General features: G+C 34.3%; 19 protein-coding genes and 1 pseudogene. 6 read left to right on the top strand and 14 right to left on the bottom strand.

Annotated features, from left to right (window positions below):
• Positions 1-247: 247 nt before the first annotated feature.
• The 3 genes from ACFX5E_RS02795 to ACFX5E_RS02785 all read right to left on the bottom strand — a co-directional run bounded on the left by ACFX5E_RS02795 (position 248) and on the right by ACFX5E_RS02785 (position 2889).
• Complete coding sequence (locus ACFX5E_RS02795) at positions 248-1156, bottom strand: AraC family transcriptional regulator (RefSeq protein WP_379853638.1); 909 nt, start codon at positions 1154-1156, stop codon at positions 248-250.
• 400 nt (positions 1157-1556) lie between these two features.
• The gene (locus ACFX5E_RS02790) at positions 1557-2471 is read right to left on the bottom strand and encodes a helix-turn-helix domain-containing protein (protein ID WP_379853637.1); all 915 of its coding nucleotides are present in this window, start codon (positions 2469-2471) and stop codon (positions 1557-1559) included.
• A gap of 34 nt (positions 2472-2505) precedes the next feature.
• The gene (locus ACFX5E_RS02785; protein ID WP_379853636.1) at positions 2506-2889 is read right to left on the bottom strand and encodes a DUF7793 family protein; all 384 of its coding nucleotides are present in this window, start codon (positions 2887-2889) and stop codon (positions 2506-2508) included.
• A 233-nt stretch (positions 2890-3122) separates the two neighbouring features.
• Here ACFX5E_RS02785 and ACFX5E_RS02780 point away from each other — a divergent pair, with 233 nt between their 5' ends.
• The 3 genes from ACFX5E_RS02780 to ACFX5E_RS02770 all read left to right on the top strand — a co-directional run bounded on the left by ACFX5E_RS02780 (position 3123) and on the right by ACFX5E_RS02770 (position 6553).
• Positions 3123-5576, top strand: a complete 2454-nt coding sequence (locus ACFX5E_RS02780) for an aminotransferase class I/II-fold pyridoxal phosphate-dependent enzyme (protein ID WP_379853635.1) — start codon at positions 3123-3125, stop codon at positions 5574-5576.
• Positions 5577-5934: 358 nt separating this feature from the next.
• The gene (locus ACFX5E_RS02775) at positions 5935-6255 is read left to right on the top strand and encodes a hypothetical protein (RefSeq protein ID WP_379853634.1); all 321 of its coding nucleotides are present in this window, start codon (positions 5935-5937) and stop codon (positions 6253-6255) included.
• 109 nt (positions 6256-6364) lie between these two features.
• The gene (locus ACFX5E_RS02770) at positions 6365-6553 is read left to right on the top strand and encodes a hypothetical protein (protein WP_379853633.1); all 189 of its coding nucleotides are present in this window, start codon (positions 6365-6367) and stop codon (positions 6551-6553) included.
• 2671 nt (positions 6554-9224) lie between these two features.
• Here the strand turns inward: ACFX5E_RS02770 and ACFX5E_RS02765 are convergent.
• The 8 genes and pseudogenes from ACFX5E_RS02765 to ACFX5E_RS02730 all read right to left on the bottom strand — a co-directional run bounded on the left by ACFX5E_RS02765 (position 9225) and on the right by ACFX5E_RS02730 (position 14709).
• On the bottom strand, positions 9225-9401 hold the full coding sequence (locus tag ACFX5E_RS02765; RefSeq protein WP_379853632.1) for a hypothetical protein: 177 nt from the start codon (positions 9399-9401) through the stop codon (positions 9225-9227).
• Positions 9388-9627: a hypothetical protein gene (locus ACFX5E_RS02760; protein WP_379853631.1), complete on the bottom strand. Its 240-nt coding sequence runs from the start codon at positions 9625-9627 to the stop codon at positions 9388-9390. Before ACFX5E_RS02760 ends, ACFX5E_RS02765 begins: the two co-directional genes overlap by 14 nt.
• An 11-nt stretch (positions 9628-9638) precedes the next feature.
• Entirely contained in the window at positions 9639-10034 is a 396-nt protein-coding gene (locus tag ACFX5E_RS02755) for a DUF5675 family protein (RefSeq protein ID WP_379853630.1), read from the bottom strand.
• A gap of 1 nt (position 10035) precedes the next feature.
• Positions 10036-10791, bottom strand: a complete 756-nt coding sequence (locus tag ACFX5E_RS02750; protein WP_379853629.1) for a hypothetical protein — start codon at positions 10789-10791, stop codon at positions 10036-10038.
• 1091 nt (positions 10792-11882) lie between these two features.
• On the bottom strand, positions 11883-12038 hold the full coding sequence (locus tag ACFX5E_RS02745) for a hypothetical protein (protein ID WP_379853628.1): 156 nt from the start codon (positions 12036-12038) through the stop codon (positions 11883-11885).
• Positions 12039-12230: 192 nt separating this feature from the next.
• Positions 12231-12377: pseudogene (locus tag ACFX5E_RS02740) on the bottom strand (ribosome biogenesis GTPase Der); the annotation flags it as partial.
• Positions 12347-12775 (bottom strand): ABC transporter permease, encoded by a 429-nt coding sequence (locus ACFX5E_RS02735; RefSeq protein ID WP_379853627.1) that lies wholly within the window; start codon positions 12773-12775, stop codon positions 12347-12349. The pseudogene ACFX5E_RS02740 and the gene ACFX5E_RS02735, both read right to left, overlap by 31 nt.
• Positions 12776-13854: 1079 nt before the next feature.
• On the bottom strand, positions 13855-14709 hold the full coding sequence (locus tag ACFX5E_RS02730; protein ID WP_379853626.1) for a leucine-rich repeat domain-containing protein: 855 nt from the start codon (positions 14707-14709) through the stop codon (positions 13855-13857).
• Positions 14710-14888: 179 nt separating this feature from the next.
• Here ACFX5E_RS02730 and ACFX5E_RS02725 point away from each other — a divergent pair, with 179 nt between their 5' ends.
• The gene (locus ACFX5E_RS02725) at positions 14889-15371 is read left to right on the top strand and encodes a DUF1761 domain-containing protein (RefSeq protein ID WP_379853625.1); all 483 of its coding nucleotides are present in this window, start codon (positions 14889-14891) and stop codon (positions 15369-15371) included.
• Positions 15372-15425: 54 nt separating this feature from the next.
• On the opposite strand, the gene ACFX5E_RS02720 is transcribed toward ACFX5E_RS02725, so the two are convergent.
• Positions 15426-15704 (bottom strand): 4a-hydroxytetrahydrobiopterin dehydratase, encoded by a 279-nt coding sequence (locus tag ACFX5E_RS02720; protein ID WP_379853624.1) that lies wholly within the window; start codon positions 15702-15704, stop codon positions 15426-15428.
• Positions 15705-15800: 96 nt separating this feature from the next.
• On the opposite strand from ACFX5E_RS02720, the gene ACFX5E_RS02715 reads away from it, so the two are divergent.
• Positions 15801-16949 (top strand): 8-amino-7-oxononanoate synthase, encoded by a 1149-nt coding sequence (locus ACFX5E_RS02715; RefSeq protein WP_379853623.1) that lies wholly within the window; start codon positions 15801-15803, stop codon positions 16947-16949.
• 15 nt (positions 16950-16964) lie between these two features.
• Here the strand turns inward: ACFX5E_RS02715 and ACFX5E_RS02710 are convergent, their stop codons facing one another.
• On the bottom strand, positions 16965-17834 hold the full coding sequence (locus tag ACFX5E_RS02710) for a diacylglycerol/lipid kinase family protein (RefSeq protein WP_379853622.1): 870 nt from the start codon (positions 17832-17834) through the stop codon (positions 16965-16967).
• 62 nt (positions 17835-17896) lie between these two features.
• On the opposite strand from ACFX5E_RS02710, the gene ACFX5E_RS02705 reads away from it, so the two are divergent.
• Positions 17897-18862 (top strand): App1 family protein, encoded by a 966-nt coding sequence (locus tag ACFX5E_RS02705; RefSeq protein ID WP_379853621.1) that lies wholly within the window; start codon positions 17897-17899, stop codon positions 18860-18862.
• Positions 18863-19029: 167 nt separating this feature from the next.
• Here the strand turns inward: ACFX5E_RS02705 and ACFX5E_RS02700 are convergent, their stop codons facing one another.
• Positions 19030-20940 carry an ABC-F family ATP-binding cassette domain-containing protein gene (locus ACFX5E_RS02700; RefSeq protein ID WP_379853620.1) on the bottom strand — a complete coding sequence of 637 codons (1911 nt, stop codon included), beginning with the start codon at positions 20938-20940 and terminating at the stop codon, positions 19030-19032.
• Positions 20941-20952 lie beyond the last annotated feature (12 nt).

The raw sequence follows: 20952 nt of genomic DNA, 5'->3' as shown, positions 1-20952 counted from the left end.
TCAGGATTACTTTAAATTTATACGAGTTTGAAGCATCCAATATAAAAATTTCTAAATACCATTAACACCAATATAAAATGAGGTTTTGAGAAATAGGTCAATAATTCCCCTCCTTTGGAGGGGTGCCCGAAGGGCAGGGTGGTTTTAATCAATATTTTTAATAAAAACGTTAATCATCGTAATTTTAAGTATAAATTCAATAGCTTTAATACTTAAAATTATCTCGAGAAGCAATAAAAAGTAAAGGTTATCGTCTTTCCATCTTAGTTGGGGAATAACCAAATTTAATCTTAAAAGCCCTTGAAAAATTGGGATAGGTGCTAAATCCTGCCATGACAGCAATTGTTTTTAATGGGATTTTTGTTTCCTTTATCAGAAGTTGGGATCGCTTAAGCCTTTCATTATTATAAAATTGCTGAATAGTTATTTTAAACAATTGCCTAAAACCATTTTTTAATTTGTATTCATTAGTGCCAAAAATCTTGGAAAGTTCTTTTAAAGTTGGCAGTGTAGAATCCATATTTGCCAATACATAATCATAAACTGCTTGTGTTGATTTTACATCCAAATAATTATGAATTTTCTGCTCTTCAGCAGAAAATAACTCCTTCAATAACGATTCCTTTCCCTTCACTTCATCTATAACAACGGAAAACGAACTTATAATAATTTCTGTCTTTTGCCACAGGCTTGAAATGCTGCAATAGACTGGAATAAGTAATTTATAAAAAGTAAAGAACTCTAGTAGTACAGTAATTTGATAAGTTTCATGCTGCACAATTTCGTCCTTTATAGCTTTCCATATAAGTGCTGATTTTTTTGTAAGGATTTCTGTAAAGTCTTTTCCTAAAAGTTCGTCGCAATCAAACCCCAAAAGGCTGGGAACATCAGCACTAACATCTTTGATCGTAAAATTAGAATCTAGAATGTAGCTACTTTGAATCACATATCGGTAACTATAATGAGGATTGAGATACCCCCCATGAAAAATTGATTCCCGCATTTCTTCAGCCACCCAATTTACAAGCAAGGTTAATCCTTCCAGTTCATCGTCATAATCAGTCCTGGGGATACGGTAAGCAAAATTTCCTGCGGCCATTTCCATAAGCATTTGCCCAATATTCTTTATTCGCTGTTGATTGATTTCCTGATCCATAATGTCATAATTACACTTTCATTTCTAAACTAAAACTTCCAATACTTTTTTAATAATAGATAATAAAGGAAAATGCAATAATAAATAACCATGTAGTATTAAACGTATCAATTCAGGATTATAACTTATCAATTCGGGATTTTTTAACGTATAACAGATGATCGTAAACTGTCATCTAATGAAATTGATAGCCTAGACAAAATGCAGTCACGGGCAAATGTCATTATGCTAAAATTTATGAATGACGATTAACGATCTTTAATTTTTCTGGAAAATGTAAATTAAAAAGTAAAAAAGTAAAAAATCTCCTTTATGAGTCATTTACAAATTCTAAAATTGTTATCTAAAATATTTTAAGAGATTTTTTACAAGTTAATGGAATTCTAGTCGAGTGATTAACTCATAACTCAGGAAGCCTCTTTTTAATGTCCTTTGGTGTATATCCAAAATGTTTTTTAAAGGCTCTTGAAAAATTAGGATAACTCGTAAATCCATTAGTAATAGCTATACTTTTTAAAGGAATTCTTGTTTGCTGAATTAAAAGTTGGGCTCTTTTCATCCGTTCATTAGTGTAAAACTGGTAGATACTCGTTTTAAATAAATGCTTAAATCCAGATTTCAATTTATAATCATTAGATCCAAAAATTCGAGAGAGTTCTTTTGAAGAAGGTAGTGGAGAATTTAAATTATTCAAAATATAATCATATAACTGTTGAATCAATTGCACATCCGAATAGCTATTAGGCCCAACAAATAAGGTAGTGTTTTCCGAAGAAACCAAAGTTTTCAAAGGTTCCGTAATGACGGTAGTAACAGAACTAATAAGAATATCCGTACTATGCATCAATCTGGCAATGGTACATAAACAAGGCACCAGCAATTGCTCTCGGGTAATATAAACAAGAGACGTAGTACCATTGTAAGTAATATCTTGAAATAAAACTGCTGCAAGAGAATTCCATACCGCTTCGGATTCCTTTGAAAGTAAATTAGCAAAAGGGATACCATAAAGCCTGTCAGATGTGAAACCCAATACTGTAGGAACAGTTGAATTATAACTTCGGATAATAAAATCTTCATCCAAGATAAAAGTGGTTTGTACTAGATTGCTATAGGAATAATGCGGATTGATAAAACCCGAATGAAAAACAGATTCCTTCATTTCTTCAGCAACCATGTTCATCAGCACAACTAAGGCTTCCAGTTCATCATCCTTTTCAGATCGTTGAATCCGATTTGTAAAATTACCTCCCGCCATTTCAAGAAGCATTTGATACATCTTTTGAATGCGCTGTTGATCGATTTCTTCTTGCATGACACTGTATAGTCTTAAAAAAGGGTGAGTTTAATTATTTATAGGCTTCCAAAAAAGCTAGGGCGGATGAATCGTCCGTAAAAATCTTTGTGGGAACGCTTGGTTTACATATTTTGAGATAAAAAGAGGTCATAATTAAGGAAACACTCTGATTTGTAACAATGCTAACCGCTTTCGCCAAAACGGAACCGGATTGGGCTAAATAGTCTCTAGCAGCTTTGTCGGAATCTACAACACCTCTAATGTCGCATAATACAGGATAAGATTTCTCATTTTGCATTTTTATTCGATCAGCTACGATTCGATGGGCTATGGTCAAATCAATAACAACATTAGGTCTGTATTCAAAAAAAAGAATATCATCCTTTATCCAGAATTGGGCATACTCATTCTCATAGTAATTAGTTGTGAGTTTCATAGTATTTTGAATAAAATAGTAGTATTTAAATTAAAATAACGTTAAAAGTATTACAAAAATCATCAAAATCACATAATTGATAGAAAATAAAATGAAAGTTATCAAATCGGGAGTATAAGTTATCATATTGGGATTTTCTATTTATTCAGGTGATGTTATCAAATATTTATTCAGAATTTTACCCAATAAATATCAAACTATAATTAAATCTAAATAACTTCATCTTAAATAATATGGCAAAAATCAAACATAACAATTTCATTGATACGGTCGATGAGGTAATCGCAGGAGCAAAAAAAGAAGGTGTAGTACATCTATATGCAGAAGACAAAGTGTTGACGGGTAGAACCATCCAAATCAATGGTAAGGAAATGTTTCATTTTGGCACAACTGGATACTTGGGTTTAGAACAAGACATCAGACTAAAAGATGCGGCTATCCAAGCAATTCGCGACTATGGCACACAATTTCCACTTTCAAAATCATACATTTCACATCCATTATACTATGAATTAGAAAGTAAAATCGAGCAAATGTATGGCATTCCACCAATCATAACCAAAAATAGCACACTGGGGCATTTAGCCATAATTCCAACACTCATAAGAGATGAAGATGCCGTAATAATGGATCATCAAGTACATTGGAGTGTTCAAAATGCCTGTCAACTTTTAAAGTTACGCGGAATTCCGGTAGAAATGATAAGACATAGCAATTTGGAAATGTTAGAAGATAAAATCAGACAGCTATCCTCAAAATGCAACAAAATCTGGTACATGGCTGATGGTGTATATTCCATGTTTGGTGATTATGCCCCAATTCCGGAATTGTTGACTTTGTCGCAAAAATATACACAATTATACCTTTATTTTGATGATGTTCATGGAATGAGTTGGAAAGGCAAAAACGGAACTGGTTTTATATTTGACGCTATTGGAGAATTACCTGAAAATTGTATTGTGGTAAGCACCCTAAGTAAAACCTTCGGAGCAAGTGGTGCAACAATATTTTGCAAGAATCAAAAACTGAGAGATAAAATCAAAAATTTTGGCGGACCCCTAACTTTTTCTGCACAACTGGAACCCGCTTCCGTTGCAGCTGCAATTGCTTCGGCTGACATTCATCTTTCCACCGAAATTCTAAGCTTACAATCTGATTTATCAGAAAAAATAGAATACTTCAAATCATTATTGGAAAAAACCGATCTTCCTATGATTGCTCTGAACAACTCCCCGGTATTTTTCTTGGGTACCGCCATGCCTTTAACGGCCTACAAAATGGTACAAAGGCTCTTTAACGATGGCTTTTATGTAAACCCCGCAATATATCCCGCTGTTCCAATCAAAAACACTGGTATTCGAATCACACTTTCTCGCCACAACCAAAAAGAAGAAATAAAAGCATTAGTAGAAGCAATGAAATTCCATTTCCCAAAAGCCCTAGAAGAATCAGGCAATAGTAAATACAAAGTAAAAAAAGCTTTTCGTATCGCAGAAACAATTCCACAAATAGAAAACAGGGAACAAGAAACGACCTTAGTAATACAGTACGAAACATCCATAGTAAAAATAAATAAGCAAACCTGGGACGAACTTTTAGGAAAACAGAGCACTTTTGACTGGGAAGGATTATTATTCTTGGAGAATGCTTTCACGAATACAGATTGCGCTAAAAATAACTGGGACTTTCATTATTATGTGATAACAGACAAAAACGGAATTCCGGTACTGACAACTTTTTTTACGTATGGATTATGGAAAGACGATATGTTGGCATCAGAATCAATTTCGCTTCAATTGGAAGAGAAAAGAAAACAAAATCCATTATACCTTACATCAAAAGTTTTAGGAATGGGCTCCTTATTTACAGAGGGCAATCATTGTTATATTAATAAAACACACCCTTTAGCAGAAGAAGCCATAATGCTTTTACTGGAACAAGTAGAAACATTGTACCATCAATTAAACGCAGATATGCTTGTATTAAGGGATTTCGAGGAAGACGAACAATTGAATCATATTTTTAACAATCATGGTTTTTTAAAAATAAATATGCCCGAAACTTGCATCATACAAAATAACAAATGGGATAGTATGGAAGAATTTTCAGCTACCCTGTCCTCCCGCTCTAGAAAACATTTTATGAAAGAAGTGCTACCTTTTGAAAAGGCTTTCGATATTGTAATAAAAGAGAAATTAACAAAAGAAGAATCAGAACAGGCCTATAAACTATATCAAAATGTAAAAAACAACAATCATGCTATAAATACATTTACCTATCCCATAGAAGTGTTCCAAAAAATGGAAAATCATCATCATTGGGAATTCATACTATTATATCTCAATAATAATAATAATAATAATAATAGGGATCAACAGAGTAGTTTAAACCTACCAATCGGTATCTTATTTTGTTATAAAAACACAAATCATACTTATGTTCCAGCGCTAATAGGAATGGATTATTCCTACGCAAAAGAATTCCAACTTTACCGCCAACTACTTTTTCAGGCAATCAAACGAGCTCGAGAACTAAAATTAAATAGAATTGATTTCGGAGTGTCTGCAACTTTCGAAAAAAGAAAACTGGGCGCCACAGTAATTTCAAAAATAGCCTACATCCAAGCCAGAGATAATTTTTCAATGGAATTGATGGGAACGCTTCAAAACGATGATAAAATACACTAAAAAATAACAGACCGAAAATATATTAGAATTCGTCGATATCCTCCATTTTGTAATTCCAACAAAGGAGGACACGACGCCTTGAGCCAACTGATGAAGTAATCTCGTCAAATGCAATTTTATGTATTTAATGAAACGCCACTCAGAATCCTAAACGCTAAACATGTAACACAGAACTCGGAATACTAATCACTCATCCCGAAACACCGTACGCTCCGACCTGAACACGGATCACTGAATACTGAATCTGAACACTGACCACCTTGTACTGAATACTAAAAACTGACCACTGACCACTGATCACTGAATACTGATCAATGAACACTGAACACTAACCATTAAAAACTGATCTCTAAACCTTATGAACTACATAAAACACCATCTCACTGGTTTCTTTGACCGCATAATACAAGACCAGAACCTCAACCCTACTCACATTAGTCTATACATTACATTATTCCAATATTGGAACATAAACCATTTCCAAAATCCAATAAGCATAACCAGAGAAGAAGTGATGCGCATCAGTAAAATTTGCTCCCCAGCAACATATCACAAATGCATAAAAGAACTACACGAAAAAGGATACATTAAATACGAGCCTTCGTTCAATCCATTCAAAGGCAGTATGGTAATCCTTTTCAATTTTTCAGAAGATCAAAACCAATTCAAAAAAGGGTGAAGACAAAAAAATTATCTTCAAATAAAAAATCAGTCGTATTAGGTTAAAGAGAAACAAATTAGATTTACCAGAATTATCTAGCTACCTATATCATCTCCCCCACGTCGAGATGACAAGCTCCCTTAATAAAACAGTAGGAACACAGCAAGTTTTGTATTTGCTTCGCTATTTCGGAAGTAGTTTTGATGCGGCGATTAATTCAATTTATCACCGCATTATTGCGGTATTTGCAACAACCGTTCACCGCATAATTACAAAACCAATCTATAGAGACAGTAAAAGGAAAATTAAATTATAACCACTATTCAATTCGGGAATAGAGCACAACTTCATCATAAAAATAGTACCAATTATCCCAACCCTAAGTACGTGGCATTGCATTCAGTGACTGTCTTTACAAGATATTAAACTCATGTTTAAGGACTCCACAAAATTAATTATTAATCAGACATCTTCTATCTAACACATTAAGTGCAACTGTGAAATTAAGCTTTTAAAAATATTTAAAATTACTTAAATCAACATTTTTGAATAAATAAGCTATTTTTTATATACTTATTTTTACAATTGTGTAAAAATAAGAACTATTATGAGTTTTGATACCTTTATTCCAACATCCAAACGAATAGAACGTTTACAATACGAAAACCCTTGGTGGACCTCGGGCAACTAATAGCATCAGCTATCCTCAACTTACCCTTATAGTTTTAAGGATTAAATTCCTGATATCATTTAACTTTTAAGAATTTATAACCTCAAAAACACACCCCTAACCCCTCTCAAGAGGGGAATACGTGGGCGGTTTCTCTTTGAGGGAACATTTATTTTTTTAAACTGAGCTTTCAAATTGTAGACTGCTCTTCGAGGTCTTCCGACCTCCCATTGACACTGATGTGCATAATAAATAAGAAAAAAATTGTCTTCAAAGAAGAAATAGCAAACGCAACAACTCGCTCCTCTCGCCCTTATATTTTTGAACCAAAAAATCACGGTAAGGATTTCAGCCCTGGCAGAAGGGAGTGACCCCCGAGCCGAGTGTGAAACACGAGCGGCTGGGGTCGCGATAGGGAAATACGTCCGATGATTTTTGGGATAAAAATATTCAGGCTTGATCTTTTGTTTCTTTTGCATCAAGGCAAAAGAAAAAATTTCTTTAAATACAAAATAGCACTCGAAACAACTCGCTCGAGTCGCCCTTATATTTTTAAGGATTACATTCCTGATATCATTTAACTTTTAGGAATTCATAACCACAAAAACACACCCCTAACCCCTCTCAAGAGGGGAATACGTGAGTGGTTTCTCTTTGAGGGAACATTTATTTTTTTAAACTGAGCTTTCAAATTGTAGACTGCTCTTCGAGGTCTTCCTACCTCACGTTGACACTGATGTGCATAATAAACAAGAAAAAAATTGTCTTCAAAGAAGAAATAGCAAACGCAACAACTCGCTCCACTCGCCCTTATATTTTTGAACCAAAAAATCACGGTAAGGATTTCAGCCCTGGCAGAAGGGAGTGACCCCCGAGCCGAGTGTGAAACACGAGCGGCTGGGGTCGGGATAGGGAAATACGTCCGATGATTTTTGGGATAAAAATATTCAGGCTTGATCTTTTGTTTCTTTTGCATCAAGGCAAAAGAAAAAATTGTCTTCAACTTACCCTTATAGTTTTAAGGACTACATTCCTGATATCATTTAACTTTTAGGAATTCATAACCACAAAAACACACCCCTAACCCCTCTGAAGAGGGGAATACATGAGCGGTTTCTCTTTGAGGGAACATTTATTTTTTTAAACTGAGCTTTCAAATTGTAGACTGCTCTTCGAGGTCTTCCGACCTCCCGTTGACACTGATGTGCATAATAAACAAGAAAAAAATTGTCTTCAAAGAAGAAATAGCAAACGCAACAACTCGCTCCACTCGCCCTTATATTTTTGAACCAAAAAATCACGGTAAGGATTTCAGCCCTGGCAGAAGGGAGTGACCCCCGAGTCGAGTGTGAAACACGAGCGGCTGGGGTCGCGATAGGGAAATACGTCCGATGATTTTTGGGATAAAAATATTCAGGCTTGATCTTTTGTTTCTTTTGCATCAAGGCAAAAGAAAAAATTGTCTTCAACTTACCCTTATAGTTTTAAGGACTACATTCCTGATATCATTTAACTTTTAGGAATTTATAACCACAAAAACACACCCCTAACCCCTCTCAAGAGGGGAATACATGAGCGGTTTCTCTTTGAGGGAACATTTATTTTTTTAAACTGAGCTTTCAAATTGTGCATAGATTCACGAACTGCAATAAAATATTAACTCGTGAGTAATCAAGACGAAAGAAAAAAGTTCTTCAAAATAAAAACAGCAATAGTAACAACTCGCTCCACTCGCCCTTATATTTTTGAACCAAAAAATCACGGTAAGGATTTAACCCAGATTCTGCATTAGACTTCGTTACGAAGCTGGATTATTCAAAAAAAACAAGTGCTCACGGACTATTTTTAAATGAAGAATACTTTTGTATTTTGATTTTAAAAATGGGAGTAAGTGCTTGGTTTTGAAGAAGAATTCAGATGCAGTAGATTTCTAATGCGGAACCTGGGTTTATGCGCTGGCAGAGGGGAGCGCCCCCCGAGTCGAGTGTGAAACACGAGCGGCTGGGGTCGCGATAGGGAAATGCGTCCGATGATTTTTGGGGTAAAAATATTGAGGTTGAAATCGAAGATTCATGAATACAAAAAAAACAATATTAACCCATGAATATTTTTTGTTTCTTTTGAAATCATAGATTCACGAACTCCAATAAATTAGTAACTCGTGTGTAATCAAGACAAAAGAAAAAACTTTTTTCATCAACAAAAACAACAATAGCAACAATAAACTTATTTCCTATAACCTTCCTTATAAACAAAAAAAAGCCCATTCCTTTCGGTTTGGGCTTTAATTGTCTAATTCTTTATTACAAAAACTAAACTACCGTTTGTACTTCTTAATTACAAATTTAAGCATCATCGATATTCCAAAACTGACAATCGCTCCAACGGCAGCTAACAAAACAGTTTTCAAAACATCTTCCGAATGCAAATTCGGCACAACACTCAAAAATGTACCTCCTACAGTACCCATCAGTTTAGGATTACTCGTTGTCATCCTGCACCGAATAAGGATTTTCCTCATAGGAGGTAGTAAGTTGGCTTACTGCAGATAGTACACTACCAACAACGGCCAAATACCCCCCAATAGAACCAATGACTACGGGCAAGGCAATGGGTGCGGTCAAAATAACACCACCAACGGCAGCCAGTGCCAATCCGATATTTCGCAACACTTTAAAAAATTTCGGACTTGGAGCTTTCACTCTTTTTACAATATTCATAAGTATAAATTTTAAGATTGAACAATTAATGAAACTATTGCGGATTGCTCCAAAGCTTCATAAACTAAATTTTTTACTTTAGCAAAAGCCTGTCGGGATTGCAAACCCAAACCGACCCCGGAAAGTTCTGTTACAGGAGCAATACATCCATTCAATTCCTTCATGGCATTATTAGCAGGATGCAACAAAATAGAATTTCTATTCTTTACGGCAACCACCTCAACATGCCATTGAAATTTACGACTGTATCGCTTTCGCAATAAATAGTATCCTTCGGGAATACAGGAAACCCACTTTTCATTTTCTCGCCAGGGCAATTCAATGGTACAACAGATGAATTGCCCGTCACAAGCAAGTTTTCCATTAGTTCCCTCAGGAAAATAAGTTCTGAATAGCACTAAAACCATCTTACAGACCGCTAACTTGCACCAGTGCTAGTGGATTGTACGAGCCGTTTTTCAAAGGATACATTCTACCATTCACCCCTTGATAAAACTCAACTCCAAGAGCAAGAAACAAAGGTTTTGTACTGTTTGGTGTTATCATATTCATATGATTGATGATTCCTGTCGGATTCATATCCAAAGGAAGAATGGCTGTTTCAGAATTTGAAGTAACGAAAACTTCCGCTTCAAAATCAATTTCAGAACCAGCTGATATAATTTTAAAATGAGTGGTTCCACTTGGAGCTGCAATCATATTGGCAGGAATAAACGATACTAAATCTACCGAAATTTCACCCGAAACCCTGTCGATTGTTCCAGTAAAAGGAGCAAATAGAGTTGTTCCTAATTTCCCGGTAATGTTAAAGTCAAAACCGTTAAGTAATTCAGCCTCGCCGTCAATTACGTTTCTAAGCCCTCGTTCATTGACCAAATCAGCTTGAATAACTTTAACCATCAATTGGGTAAGTCGGCTCACCATTCTGCTGTCTGAAGAATTCAACAATAAAGTCCGCAATGCCAAACGCAAAGTTTTACCGGCCTTCCCTGCCCGTCCGAATTCGGAACCGTTCTCGCGTGTTCTCTGGAACGCAGGATCGTTAGCAATTCTCTTGGCATCAATGCCACCTTTCTCACGGGCAATATACCCATCCTTAGTTTTGTAAAAAGTAATATCCCCGATAGTACCTTTCAATTTAATTATGCCTTTTTGTTTTGCCATAATGGTTTAAAATTTAAATTTAAAAATATTTGAACTACTCTGTCATCCTGAATATTCGTTGCAACTAAATCGGGAATGATTTCAACAAAGGTTCAATCAATTAAATCACTTTTCAAAAAGCAGATGTCACTAATGGCACTAAAAAGCCTACAATTACCTCTTTTAGTCACTTCATAAGTAATTAATTTTCATAACTTTACACGAAATAAAAGAATAAAGACCCTAAGACGGGATAAACATCACCAAAGTCTATAAACTTTGATAAGCTATTAAAAACAAAAAATGTGATTGCAAGTAACATCAGGGTATGCATTTATCCAAAAGATGTACAACGTATTACCGGTAAAACATACAGACAAGCAAGGTTATATCTGCATAAGATCAAAACCAACTTGAATAAGGAACCACATCATCTACTCTCAATAGAGGAGTTTTGTGACTACTCAGGGCTTCAAATGGAACATGTTTTACGTTGTATCATAGGATAGGGTTTTAAGCAATTAAAATGGCTGACGTACCTTTCTAAGATGGCAACACCTGTTCAATAAGCAGTTCAAACAACTACCTTAATCACAACATAATAAGTAAGTAACAAGTGTTTTTCAATAAAAAGAACAAGTAATCTCCAGGCAATATTCAATTACGCATTAATTCAAATAGGCTGCGTTAATTTGTGATTACCCAAAATCAAGCTCATTTACAATCTGGGAACTTGAAGAAAAGAGGGAAGGATTATAATAAAAACTTTAACTATGAAAAAGCAGTTGTATAGTAAGTTTAGGATTAAAAATTATATTACCATAACAATAATAGGATTTATTTAATAATCTGTATAGTCATTTTAGGACGAGGCATATTTAAGGCATGGATAGTATATGGATAGTATATGGATAGTGTATGGATAGTGTATGAAAAATAATAGGGGGCAAGTAACATCGCACAATGTACTTATTTAAAGATGCACGAAGATAATTATCTTTCAAATAACTTACAATAAAGACTAATTTTGAAAACGTTTCTCCAGTTCTTCAAAGTCTACCGACCTCAGTTCGACAGGGATATTACAAACACAATACCGCTTCATTATCTTTTTATTTATTTTTTTTATTGGAGGAGAATACTTGTGAATTATAAAATTTCACAGATTCTAAAGCTTTTATGTTACATGCCAAAAGAATGAGTTTACAATTCCTATGAGCCAATTCATAAGCCAAAGCTTCCCCAATTCCGCTTGAAGCTCCAGTCACCCATACAACTTTGCCATTTATTCTATTCCTTTTTTTTCATAAAAAAAAGTTGATTGAGCTTTTACAAACTCAAGCAACTTTCTAAATATAATTATGGAAATAAAGACTGCTTCTCTATGATATAAATATCGATCGACAGAACTAAAAGCTCTGAGTTATCGCTAATTTTATTTTCCAGATAAAGTGTGTAAGGTTCTTTTCGACTAAATCCCATTTGTTCCCTAAGATTACGATACCTTTTCTGTTTTTCTTAGCCAACCAAAAAACACTTTGATCCTGACCTTACAATCCACGAGTAGCGTCAATAATCAAGACACAGATATACTCATGTTCAATTGCACACCAGAACGGATCAAATTACTAAAATCCCGGTATTTGGTAACCAAAAAAGAGATGAACATCCCTATTCCCAATCCTAAAATACCCATCAATACAATTAACAAAGGGAAGAATACAACGGAACCATTCAGCCCGACAGTAGCTCCTTTTAGATAGTAGAAAACATAAAATGCTCTAAATATTAGAAACTGAATTCCTAATTTAATCCAATTAGAAATCACTGTGGAGATAGACACAATCAGTCTGGGAAAATATACCTTGCAAAAAATACCTGCATTAGCACCAAAGGCACGAGCGGCTGGGGTCGCGATAGAGCAATTTGTCCGATGATTTTTGGGATAAAAATATTGAGGTTGAAATCGAAGATTCATGAATACCACAAAACAATAATAACCCATGAATATTTTTTTGTTTCTTTTTTGATTAAGCAAAAAGAAAATCAGTAAGGCATAATTTTTTACTTTCTAAAAAACATCAATGGAAAGCCTAATTTTTTATCAAAAAAGTCGACACAAAACGATACAAAAAGCTTTAATCCCGAGGCGTCGGGAGTATCGAGAACCGTTGCAGTCCCTAAACTTCTCGATACATTTTTGACTTAATAAATTCTTACTTCTAAACCTATAAGTACAAGTCAAAAACACTCGAAGTGACGGTATTCAGAGGCACCGATTCGTCAGTTCGAGTGGTTTTTAAAGCTAAGCCAATATTCCTGATTAAACGACACAACCAGCTTTAAAAATTATATCGAGAACCGTTGCATTCCCCAAACTTCTCGATACATTTTTGACTTAACAAATCCGTGCTTTCAAACGTATCAGTACCTCTGAATACCGTCACTTCGAGTGGTTTTTAAAGCTAAGCCAATATTCCTGATTAAACGACACAAAAAGCTTTAATCCCGATGCGTCGGGAGTATCGAGAACCATTTTACTCCCTAAACTTCTCGATACATTTTTGACTTAATAAATTCTTATTTTCAAATGCATGAGTAATGGCTAAAATTTAAGGTCGTATTTTAATAAAGCTCTAAATTTCTTTGCCACAGATTTCACAGATTATCACAGATTAATTCGTCATGAAGCTTTAAAAATCTTTTTAATCCTTCCAATCTGTTGCAAAAACTCTTTTTAATAATTGCCACACTACACATTTCTTGCTACTTAAATTCAAGTCAAAAACACTCGAAGTGACGGTAGAGAGAGACTTACAAGATGGCGAAATTGAATGCGAATTAAAAACAAAAATACAATAGGGAAATCTTGCGCTTTTTTGGATATACTATTTTCACTCTTTGCGAAACTTATTAAAAACTAAAGTCCCTACCTTATGTCTGATACTATTTATTCAAAAAAAAAAACCTGTAAAGTATAAATACTTTACAGGTTTCAAACAACTAAATTAATTAAAACTTACTTAAAAAAAAACTAAATTATTAAATCAAATTACTAAAGAGAACAGGGTTATTTTTAACTTGTTAATCTTCGGAAACGATCGCTTTATTTTTATCTTGATTTACATCTAATAAAACAGTAGCTCCATTATTATTTAACATCGTCATATTTAATGTATCTAATAGTGCCAGACTTTTGGACACTTGTCCGTAAAACATATTATACGAAATATTCATTTCTTTCAAATTATTCAATTTTCCCAACTCCGCTGGAATTTCTCCGTTCATTTTATTATCAAACAAACTAAGGTTCTCAAGAGATTTTAAATTTGCAACTTCAGGCCCTAATTCTCCAATAAATTTATTACTGTTTAAAAGCAACACTTTCAATGTTTTCACATTATATAATGAACTTGGTATTTGACCGGTAATTTCATTATTGAATAAAGAAAGTACTTCTAAATTTTTTAAGTTACCAATTTGTTCCGGTAATTCGCCTGAAAGACCGTTCATATATAACGCTAACTGCTGTAACTTATTCATTTCACAAACAGATGCCGGAATAACTCCTGATAAATTATTGAACGAAATATCCAATACTTTAAGTTCTTTTAAATTCCCAACAATTGAAGGTATTTCTCCAGACAGGTGATTTTTGTGTAAATCTAATTCTTGCAAACTAACAAGATTGACAATATCATTAGGAATTTCGCCAACTAAATTATTATCGGATAAATTTAATGAAATAACCTTTTTACCCTCTAATTTCACACCATGCCATGTAGACACGGGCGCTGACAAATCCCACTTTGTGATCCACTGACTTCCATTTGTTTTTTCATATAATTTCACCAAAGCATCTCTCTCTGAAACAGAAACATTGGCAAACATTGAAAACGAAAACAAAACAGTTAAAAATAGGGTAGTTAGATTTTTCATAAGCAGAAGTTTTTACTTTTCACACACCTAAAAGTACACACTATTTCATTCATCGACAAATATAATCGACTAAATACACCATATCGCAATTTACACAAGTGTATTTCCTACAAAATAATCAATATTGCTCTTTAATAAAAATTATTATATTTGATTCACTAACCTTTGAAATCAATTTTATGGAAATGAATTTTTATGCCCTTTTAGTTGCCGCTTTTTCAACGCTTGTAGTCGGATTTATTTGGTATAACCCAAAAGTTTTTGGAACAATCTGGATGAAAGAATCTGGACTAACCGAAGAAAAAATGAAAGGCGGTAATATGCTTATGATTTTTGGAGTATCCTTTATTTATGCCATTTTAATAAGTTTTGTTCTTCAAATCCTAACAATCCATCAATTTGGCGCTTTAGGAATGGTAGGTGGTGATGCCAGCATTGCCAAACCTTCCTATGCCACTTTTATGGCCGATTATGGAATGGCATTTAGAACTTTCAAACATGGTGCATTGCATGGATTTATGGCAGGATTATTTTTAGCCTTACCTATAATCGGGACTAATGCATTATATGAAAGACGAAGTTTTAAATACACATTAGTAACCGGCGGTTTCTGGATTGTGTGCTTTATGATTATGGGCGGGATCATTTGTGCCTGGAAATAGTAAAAAAAAATACAAATTAATCTCGTCCACCTACTTATAAGGAGACGAGATTTTTTATGGAATCAGATCAATCGCTTTAGCCAGATCAAAATCTTTTTCAGTGACTCCATTGGCATCGTGTGTATTCAGTCGGATGGAGACTTTATTGTAAACATTGAATAATTCCGGATGGTGATTTCTTTTCTCGGCCATCAACCCTACTTGAACTATGAATCCCAAAGCCTGCGTGAAATCTGAAAATTTAAATTTTTTTTCGATTGCATTATCAATGAATTGCCAGTCTTTCAGCTCTTTTAATTGGGATTGAATCTTTTCATCTGTAAACTTTTCCATAATTTTTTTATTTATTATCTAAAGTTAGTTAATTTCAACTCCTATAAAAATACTTTAACTTTATTAACTAAATTTGACGAAACATTAAAATCCAATTTGAATACATCTTATTCTTATAAAATTTACTCTTCAATAGATGAACTTCCTGCAAACTGGGATGATTTAGCTATATCGACTATCTTTTTATCCAAAAAATACCTGGAAGTATTAGAAAAATCATCTCCAGAAAATATGATTTGTCATTTTATAGGGATTTTTAAAAATGATTTGTTAGCCGGTATTGCCGTTTCCCAATTTTTAGATTTGAATAAACTGGGATCTTTTGGAGAACGGGATAAATGCATCAAAACTGCGCTGAGAAATTTTGCCTTCAAGAATTTTTGTTCCAATGTTTTACTGATTGGAAATAATATGCTGACCGGACAAAACGCTTTTGCTTTTTCAGATGAAATTGATAAAAAAGAAGCTGTTAAAACCTTAAAAACAGCTTCCTCGGCATTAAAAAAATTATTTGAATCCAAAGATAAAAAAATACATATCACTTCATTTAAAGATTTTGATGAAGAAGAAATCAAACACTTTGACATTTCAGAATTCAAAAATAACTATCAATTTTCTACACAGCCCAATATGGTTTTTACCATAAATGAAGCTTGGAAATCAGAGCAAGACTACATAAATTCCCTTTCAAAAAAATACAGAGATCAGTACAAAAGAGCTCGAAAAAAAGCGGATGTGATTGAAAAAAGAAAGATGCGCTTAGCAGACATAATCGCACATGAAGAAACTATTTACGATCTGTATATTCATGTAGCGAAAAATGCGCCTTTTAATACTTTTTTCCTGCCGAAAAATCACTTTAGAACATTCAAAGAAATTTTCCATGACAAGTTTCTTTTTTATGGTTATTTTATCAATGAAAAACTGATAGGCTTCAATACCTTGATCAAAAACGGCGAGGTGATGGACACCTATTTTCTGGGTTACGACGATAGTATTCAACGCGAAAAAATGTTGTATTTAAATATGCTGTACGACATGATTGCTTATTCGATCAATAAAGGTTTTAAGGAAATTGTTTTTGCCCGAACGGCATTGGAAATTAAAAGTTCCGTAGGTGCAAAACCAGTAAAAATGTATGGATTTATTGCACACAGTAATCGGATGATTAATTCGCAAATGCGTAAAATCTTTAGTTATTTGGAACCGGAAACTCTCTGGCAGGAACGTAATCCTTTCAAATAGCTTAAAATTATAAAGCTATTGAATTGCAACTTTCATTTGTTTGTGCAAGATTTGAACATCGAATTCTGTTTCCGTGCCGCAATATTCACCATCCATTTGAAAACTAACCGGAAAATTAGTTTTTATAGTTGCCTGATTCGTTGCTATTATCTCAACATCATTAGATTCAATGGGCATATTCCCTGTTATGATTTGTCCAAAAACGTATAAATCTAAGTTTTTCAAAATCACCAATTCAAACATTCCGTCATTCATTACCCCATGCGGATTAATAACAACGCCGGTCCCATACTTTTTGGAATTGGCAATTACAATCATTCTGGCAACACAATTTATAGTTTCATTATTGGCCGTTATTGTTGCGGTAAAAGGCCCCTCAAAATCAATTAACGTATTTACTGCCTGTAAAGCATAGCCCAATTTACCTCGAATTGTTGCATTCTCATAGTTTTTAATAAGTTCTGCATTAAGACCTAAATCACTCAAATGCAAACTGATTTTATCATTTATGGTAATAACATCTATCTCTATATAATCGTTCAAAAATGCGATTTTAAGATTTTCCTCAAGAGTTAACATCAAATCTAAATCGACTGCCAGACCATTGGAAGAACCCGCAGGCAAAATCCCAAGGATTACATCCTCTTTTTCCATTGCCTCCGCAACCATTTTTATAGTTCCGTCACCACCAGCAACAATGATTCTTTCTGGTTTATATGTTTTATAAAGCGTTTTTATGTTTACAACATCATTTACTCCCGAAGTATTATAAATCACGAGATTCAGGTTTTCTTTTTCAGCAAAAAACAATGCAGCTTCTATCAGTTCTGATTTATCAACATCCCCTGAAATAGGATTTACAACCATAATGACATTGTTTCTCAAAATTTAGCTACATTTATTGATAAAAAAAATTGATTTTATAATTCTCATCAAAAGTACAATAAATGAAGCCTATTTTAAAATTATATCGCGGTTATGCAAATGAGCAGGAATTAATTGTGATGGGACACGTTTTCAGACCAACAAGTACGAAAGATTATAATTTTCAGAAAAAAAACTTCAAGAACGCTGCTTCGGTAATCAGAATGTTTCGAATAAAAACACAGGCAAACGCTGATGTGTATTTAGAACATAACCATGTAAAAATCCATACAAAGACGCTGAATGACGGCTATTTTAAATTTTGCGTCCCACTAGATCAATACACAAAATACGGCTGGATTGATTACAAGGTAAGTATCATTCACAATAAGGAGACAATAGAAACTACCGAAAGTTACATTCGACCACACAAAGGGAATTTAGGGATTATATCGGATATTGACGACACTTTTTTGGTATCTAACACTGAAAATCCCTTTATTAAATTATACATTCTGTTATTTAAAAACATTGATAAGCGAAAAGTTTTTGAAGATGTTGTACCCCATTACCAAGCGTTGAGTTCTGCAGGAAGAAATAATAAAGAAGAACAAAATGCCTTCTTTTATGTATCAAGCAGCGAATGGAATTTGTACCGATTCATCGTGAAATTTACCGAAATTCATCAATTGCCAAGAGCCGTCTTATTATTGAAAGATATCAAAACCAGTCTCACCGATTTTTTCATGACCGGCAGAGGCAATCACAATCATAAGTTTGATAAAATAAAACACATTTTAGAATTTTACCCCAATCTCGAATATGTATTATTAGGTGATGATTCTCAACACGATCCTTTCCTGTACGAGGCCATTTGCAAAATTTTCCCCGTTACCGTAAAAGCAGTTTATATCCGACAAACCGGAATAAATAAAAAAGAAAAAGTGGAAGTAATATTAAAAAATCTGGAGAGTTTAAAAGTCTCCGTTTGTTATTTCAAAAACAGCAAAGAAGCCATTGCCCATTCAGAAATGATGGGATTGATTTAATAGAATTGATTCACAAACAAGATTTCTTAAAACAATTTTATTTTAACTTAACAAAAAGTCAGGTTTCCTATTCTTAAAAAGCGACTAAAAGAAACTCTTTTATGAACATTAGAAACCTGACTTTTTTTTTGAGTCCCGAAGTCTTGGAATTGAAACGTAAAGCTTGATTAGCTGAAATTATCAATTTCTTCCTGAACAATTTCCCAATCCAGCAGCAGTTTCTCTAATTCTGCTTTTTTCTTGTTGTACGCCATGAAAAATTTAGCATCTTCAATATGTTTATCATAATTAGAAGCTAACATTTTATCGTCGTTCTGAATGTCTCTTTCCAATTGCTTGATTTGGCTCTCCACTTTACTCAATTTATTTTGCAATGCTTTCCCCTTTTTCTGATCTTCATAGGAAGTTTTATTGCTCTCTTTTGGGGCAGAAGCTTTTATCGCATCTTTTTTCTCGACTTCACGCATATTCTCCAAATTACGTTGTTCCAGGAAATAATTGATGTCGCCTAAATATTCTTTTATTTTTTGATCTTTAAATTCGTAAACCAAATTTGACATGCCTTGCAAGAAATCTCTATCGTGAGAAACCAGCAATAGCGTTCCGCCAAATTTTTGCAAAGCTGCTTTCAAAACATTCTTGGATTTAATATCCAAGTGATTGGTAGGCTCATCCATCAACAAAACATTGATCGGTTGCAAAAGCAATTTACATAGCGCTAAACGATTTCTTTCGCCCCCAGAAAGCACCTTTACCTTTTTATCGACATCATCGCCACGAAACAAGAAAGAACCCAGCATATCGCGTACTTTCATTCGGTTGGTATCTGCAGCAGCATCTTCCATGGTTTGTAACAAGGTAATTTCACCATCCAGATATTCCGCTTGATTTTGCGCAAAATAACCCAACTGCACATTATGCCCTAACTTTATCGTTCCCTGGTATTCAAATTCATCTACAATTGCTTTGATAAAGGTTGATTTTCCCTGACCGTTTTGTCCCACGAACGCAATTTTGCTCCCACGCTCCACTAACAGATTGATGTCTTTCAAGATAGTCTTATCACCATAGCTTTTGGTCACATTTTCAGCTTCGACAACTACTCTACCCGGTTCTTTTGAAACAGGAAAAGTGATATTCATTACCGAGTTGTCATCTTCGTCAACTTCGATGCGTTCTATTTTATCGAGTTTCTTAATCATCGACTGTGCCATCGAAGCTTTAGAAGCTTTGGCACGGAATTTCTCGATTAATTTCTCGGTTTCTTCAATTTTTTTGGCTTGATTTTTTTGTGTTGCCAATTGTTTCTCCCTGATTTCATGGCGCAATTCTAAATATTGAGAATAGGGTTTGTTGAAATCGTACGCTTTTCCAAGGGAAATTTCGATAGTTCTATTGGTCACATTATCCAAGAACATTTTATCGTGTGAAACAATCACCACAACACCAGGATAATTACGAAGGAAACTTTCCAGCCAAATGATACTCTCGATATCCAAGTGATTCGTAGGCTCATCGAGCAACAAAACATCATTTGCCTGCAATAGAAGCTTAGCTAATTCGATTCGCATTCTCCAACCTCCCGAGAAAGTTTCGGTTTGATTGTTAAACACTTCTCTTTTAAAACCTAGACCAAGAAGAATTTTTTCTGTGTCTCCAACATAATTGTATCCGCCCAATAATTCAAAACGGTGGGTGTAATCGGATAAATCTTCAATAATTTGGCTGTATTCCTCACTTTCATAATCGGTGCGGGTGACCAATAAATGATTAATTTCAGCCAGTTTATTTTCTACAATTTTAATATCAATAAAAGCTTCATAGGCTTCTTCAAGCACCGTTCTACCTTGCTCAAAATCGATATCCTGACGCAGGAATCCCATTCGGACTTCTTTCTCCTGAGCGATGCTTCCAGAGTCTGGAGCAAAATCTTTAGCTAAAATTTTAAGCATGGTGGATTTTCCAGCACCGTTTTTACCAACGAGACCAACTCGATCACCTGCACCCAAACGAAAAGTGACTTCTTCAAACAAATAAGAACCTCCGAAAGAAACAGATAAATTGTGTATATTAAGCATATTTTGTGACTG

The organism is Flavobacterium xylosi, from assembly GCF_042787345.1.
GTDB classification, from domain to species: domain Bacteria; phylum Bacteroidota; class Bacteroidia; order Flavobacteriales; family Flavobacteriaceae; genus Flavobacterium; species Flavobacterium xylosi.
The sequence above is the reverse complement of the archived record's forward strand: the minus strand, read 5'-3'. Positions and strand labels throughout refer to the sequence as shown.

Excerpts from the sequence above, each read along its gene's own strand:
- ACFX5E_RS02795 (WP_379853638.1), bottom strand. The coding sequence starts at position 1,156 with ATGGATCAGGAAATCAATCAACAGCGAATAAAGAATATTGGGCAAATG.
- ACFX5E_RS02770 (WP_379853633.1), top strand. The coding sequence starts at position 6,365 with ATGACAAGCTCCCTTAATAAAACAGTAGGAACACAGCAAGTTTTGTAT.
- ACFX5E_RS02765 (WP_379853632.1), bottom strand. The coding sequence starts at position 9,401 with ATGACAACGAGTAATCCTAAACTGATGGGTACTGTAGGAGGTACATTT.
- ACFX5E_RS02750 (WP_379853629.1), bottom strand. The coding sequence starts at position 10,791 with ATGGCAAAACAAAAAGGCATAATTAAATTGAAAGGTACTATCGGGGAT.
- ACFX5E_RS02790 (WP_379853637.1), bottom strand. The coding sequence starts at position 2,471 with ATGCAAGAAGAAATCGATCAACAGCGCATTCAAAAGATGTATCAAATG.
- ACFX5E_RS02780 (WP_379853635.1), top strand. The coding sequence starts at position 3,123 with ATGGCAAAAATCAAACATAACAATTTCATTGATACGGTCGATGAGGTA.
- ACFX5E_RS02720 (WP_379853624.1), bottom strand. The coding sequence starts at position 15,704 with ATGGAAAAGTTTACAGATGAAAAGATTCAATCCCAATTAAAAGAGCTG.
- ACFX5E_RS02725 (WP_379853625.1), top strand. The coding sequence starts at position 14,889 with ATGGAAATGAATTTTTATGCCCTTTTAGTTGCCGCTTTTTCAACGCTT.
- ACFX5E_RS02775 (WP_379853634.1), top strand. The coding sequence starts at position 5,935 with ATGAACTACATAAAACACCATCTCACTGGTTTCTTTGACCGCATAATA.
- ACFX5E_RS02700 (WP_379853620.1), bottom strand. The coding sequence starts at position 20,940 with ATGCTTAATATACACAATTTATCTGTTTCTTTCGGAGGTTCTTATTTG.
- ACFX5E_RS02735 (WP_379853627.1), bottom strand. The coding sequence starts at position 12,775 with ATGGGTTATTATTGTTTTGTGGTATTCATGAATCTTCGATTTCAACCT.
- ACFX5E_RS02760 (WP_379853631.1), bottom strand. The coding sequence starts at position 9,627 with ATGAATATTGTAAAAAGAGTGAAAGCTCCAAGTCCGAAATTTTTTAAA.
- ACFX5E_RS02705 (WP_379853621.1), top strand. The coding sequence starts at position 17,897 with ATGAAGCCTATTTTAAAATTATATCGCGGTTATGCAAATGAGCAGGAA.
- ACFX5E_RS02785 (WP_379853636.1), bottom strand. The coding sequence starts at position 2,889 with ATGAAACTCACAACTAATTACTATGAGAATGAGTATGCCCAATTCTGG.
- ACFX5E_RS02755 (WP_379853630.1), bottom strand. The coding sequence starts at position 10,034 with ATGGTTTTAGTGCTATTCAGAACTTATTTTCCTGAGGGAACTAATGGA.
- ACFX5E_RS02730 (WP_379853626.1), bottom strand. The coding sequence starts at position 14,709 with ATGAAAAATCTAACTACCCTATTTTTAACTGTTTTGTTTTCGTTTTCA.